Here is a 2,803-nt window from a genome sequence, read left to right as displayed (position 1 = left end):
TCCAGTTCGCCAGTGATGATCAGCACGTCTTCCAGCGCCATGTCTTTCAGTTTCTCTACCAGCAGCTTAGTTTTAGGTGCTTCCAGAGAGAACTGCTCGACAACGATCAGACGATCTTGACGTACCAGCTCGGACAGGATGCTTTTCAGCGCGCCGCGGTACATCTTTTTGTTAACTTTTTGACTGTGGTCCTGCGGCTTTGCAGCGAAGGTCACGCCACCGGAACGCCAGATTGGGCTCTTTGCAGAACCTGCACGCGCACGGCCGGTACCTTTCTGGCGCCACGGCTTTTTGCCGGAACCAGTAACTTCAGCGCGGGTCTTCTGAGCACGGGTACCTTGACGGGCACCTGCTGCATAAGCAACAACAACCTGATGTACCAGCGCTTCGTTGAAATCACGACCGAAGGTAGTTTCGGAAACAGTCAGCGCGCTTTGCGCGTCTTTCAATACTAATTCCATTGCTATCCCCTTACGCCTTCACAGCTGGTTTAACAATCAGGTCGCTACCGGTCGCACCGGGAACTGCACCTTTAACCAGCAGCAGGTTGCGCTCAGCGTCAACACGTACTACGTCCAGGCTCTGAACGGTTACGCGCTCATTACCCAGCTGGCCTGCCATTTTCTTGCCTTTGAACACTTTGCCCGGAGTCTGGTTCTGACCGATAGAACCCGGAACGCGGTGAGACAAGGAGTTACCGTGGGTAGCATCCTGAGTACGGAAGTTCCAGCGCTTAACAGTACCGGCAAAACCTTTACCTTTAGATGTACCAGTCACGTCAACTTTTTTCACGTCAGCGAAAATATCAACGTTAATGCTCTGGCCTACAGTGAACTCGTCGCCTTCAGCGGTAAGGAATTCCCACAGACCACGGCCAGCTTCTACGCCAGCTTTAGCAAAATGGCCTGCTTCAGGCTTGGTGACGCGGTTTGCTTTTTTAGCACCGGCAGTTACCTGGATAGCAGTGTAGCCGTCGTTTTCCAGGCTCTTAACCTGAGTCACGCGGTTTGCTTCAATTTCGATCACGGTTACTGGGATAGATACGCCGTCTTCAGTGAAGACGCGGGTCATGCCCACTTTTTTACCGACTAAACCAATCATTGTTTCAACCTCTCAATCGCTCAATGACCTGATTAACCCAGGCTGATCTGCACGTCAACACCTGCAGCCAGATCCAGACGCATCAGAGCATCAACCGTTTTTTCAGTTGGCTCAACGATGTCAACCAGACGCTTGTGAGTGCGAATTTCATACTGATCGCGCGCATCTTTGTTGACGTGCGGGGAGATCAGAACGGTAAAGCGCTCTTTGCGGGTCGGCAGAGGAATTGGACCACGAACCTGCGCACCAGTGCGCTTGGCAGTCTCAACGATTTCTGCGGTCGATTGATCGATCAGACGATGATCAAACGCTTTAAGACGGATACGGATTCTTTGGTTCTGCATGAGACCAGAGCTCCAATTATTTATAAACGAAAAAAATTACTACTCACACCCATTACGATTGATGGGGGAGTGTAATCGTCTGCACATAACTCCCCGATTGGGAGTATTGTCAGGGAGCTAATTGCTCGCCTGCGGTTCAGATTGAACCGGGCCGTCATTTCTGACAAGCCCGCGCATTATACGTTCGTGAGCGCGGTTTGCAAGGTGTTTCTTATTACAATGGCTCTGAGGGAGCAGTAAAGGTAGGGAAACAGGCAAGGGGCAGAAACGAAAACGCCGCTGAAGTGACTGTTTCAGCGGCGTATAATTATTCAGCATCCTGCTATTCCACTTTTATTTGCGACTGCAGATAGTTCTGGATACCAATTTTTGAAATCAGCTCCAGTTCGGTTTCCAGGAAGTCGATATGGTGCTCTTCATCCTCCAGAATGACGATCATCATGTCGCGGCTAACGTAGTCATGTACCTTGTCGGCGTAAGCAATGGCCTCGCGCAAATCTCTGGCCCCTTCCAGCTCCAACATCAGATCCGAACGCAGCATCTCCTCGACGTCTTCGCCAATACGCAGCCGCCCTAAATCCTGTAGATTAGGCAGGCCCTCAAGAAAAAGAATGCGCTCTATATATTTATCCGCATGCTTCATCTCGTCGATTGACTCATGGTATTCAATATCGTTAAGGCGCATCAGTCCCCAATTTTTGAACATCCGCGCATGCAAAAAGTACTGGTTAATGGCAACCAGCTCATTTCCAAGCAGTTTATTTAAATAACTTATGATTTTAGCATCGCCCTTCATCTTGCTTCCTCCGCTTCCGGTTACTCAAATCGTAGATGCACAATCTGGGAAGTCAAAAAAGCATGACAAATTGCAGGGAATAATCAGGCAATCTCTTTATAAAGGGGCGCGTTAGGGAGCTCTTCAATCATAATGTCATGCGCCTGGCGCAGGCATTTGCCGCACTGTTTGCCCACAGGAAGGATCTGGCGCAGCTGCTGGATAGATTTTGGCTGATAGCGGCGAACCGCCTCGCGGAGCGTTTTATCACTGATGGCATTACACAGGCAGACGTACATAATATTCATCCGGTACACTAAACGATCAAATTGTAAATGAGAATCGTTTTTATTTCAACTGATACGTTTTCCTCTCCGTTATGACAAATGATGTTTCAATACCGCTGAATTTCAGCCATAAAAAAAGAGCACCGAAGTGCTCTTTTTATCAGCAAGCAGAGCGAACTCTGCCGTTATCTACAATTAAGCGATAACTTTAGCAACAACGCCCGCGCCAACGGTACGGCCGCCTTCACGGATTGCGAAACGCAGACCGTCGTCCATTGCGATTGGGTGGATCAGGG

At 49.5% G+C, this 2,803-nt stretch carries 5 protein-coding genes and 1 pseudogene; all 6 read right to left on the bottom strand.

What is annotated here, in order from left to right:
* Positions 1–461, bottom strand: a 461-nt coding sequence (gene rplD / locus RTK32_RS20815) for a 50S ribosomal protein L4 (protein WP_312047269.1), incomplete at its 3' end; no start/stop codon positions are given.
* Between the two features lie 10 nt (positions 462–471).
* The gene (rplC, locus tag RTK32_RS20810) at positions 472–1,101 is read right to left on the bottom strand and encodes a 50S ribosomal protein L3 (RefSeq protein ID WP_312047267.1); all 630 of its coding nucleotides are present in this window, start codon (positions 1,099–1,101) and stop codon (positions 472–474) included.
* Positions 1,102–1,133: 32 nt separating this feature from the next.
* Positions 1,134–1,445, bottom strand: a complete 312-nt coding sequence (gene rpsJ, locus RTK32_RS20805; RefSeq protein WP_001181005.1) for a 30S ribosomal protein S10 — start codon at positions 1,443–1,445, stop codon at positions 1,134–1,136.
* A 322-nt stretch (positions 1,446–1,767) separates the two neighbouring features.
* Positions 1,768–2,241, bottom strand: coding sequence for a bacterioferritin (bfr, locus tag RTK32_RS20800; RefSeq protein ID WP_312047266.1), 474 nt, complete (start codon positions 2,239–2,241; stop codon positions 1,768–1,770).
* Positions 2,242–2,324: 83 nt separating this feature from the next.
* The gene (bfd, locus tag RTK32_RS20795; protein ID WP_312047264.1) at positions 2,325–2,519 is read right to left on the bottom strand and encodes a bacterioferritin-associated ferredoxin; all 195 of its coding nucleotides are present in this window, start codon (positions 2,517–2,519) and stop codon (positions 2,325–2,327) included.
* Positions 2,520–2,702: 183 nt separating this feature from the next.
* Positions 2,703–2,803 (bottom strand): annotated as a pseudogene (locus tag RTK32_RS20790) (elongation factor Tu); the annotation flags it as partial.

Source organism: Erwinia sp. (genome assembly GCF_031978025.1).
GTDB lineage: Bacteria > Pseudomonadota > Gammaproteobacteria > Enterobacterales > Enterobacteriaceae > Erwinia.
The sequence above is the reverse complement of the archived record's forward strand: the minus strand, read 5'-3'. Positions and strand labels throughout refer to the sequence as shown.

Coding starts and splice junctions, on each gene's coding strand:
- rpsJ (WP_001181005.1), bottom strand. CDS start 1,445: ATGCAGAACCAAAGAATCCGTATCCGTCTTAAAGCGTTTGATCATCGT.
- bfd (WP_312047264.1), bottom strand. CDS start 2,519: ATGTACGTCTGCCTGTGTAATGCCATCAGTGATAAAACGCTCCGCGAG.
- bfr (WP_312047266.1), bottom strand. CDS start 2,241: ATGAAGGGCGATGCTAAAATCATAAGTTATTTAAATAAACTGCTTGGA.
- rplC (WP_312047267.1), bottom strand. CDS start 1,101: ATGATTGGTTTAGTCGGTAAAAAAGTGGGCATGACCCGCGTCTTCACT.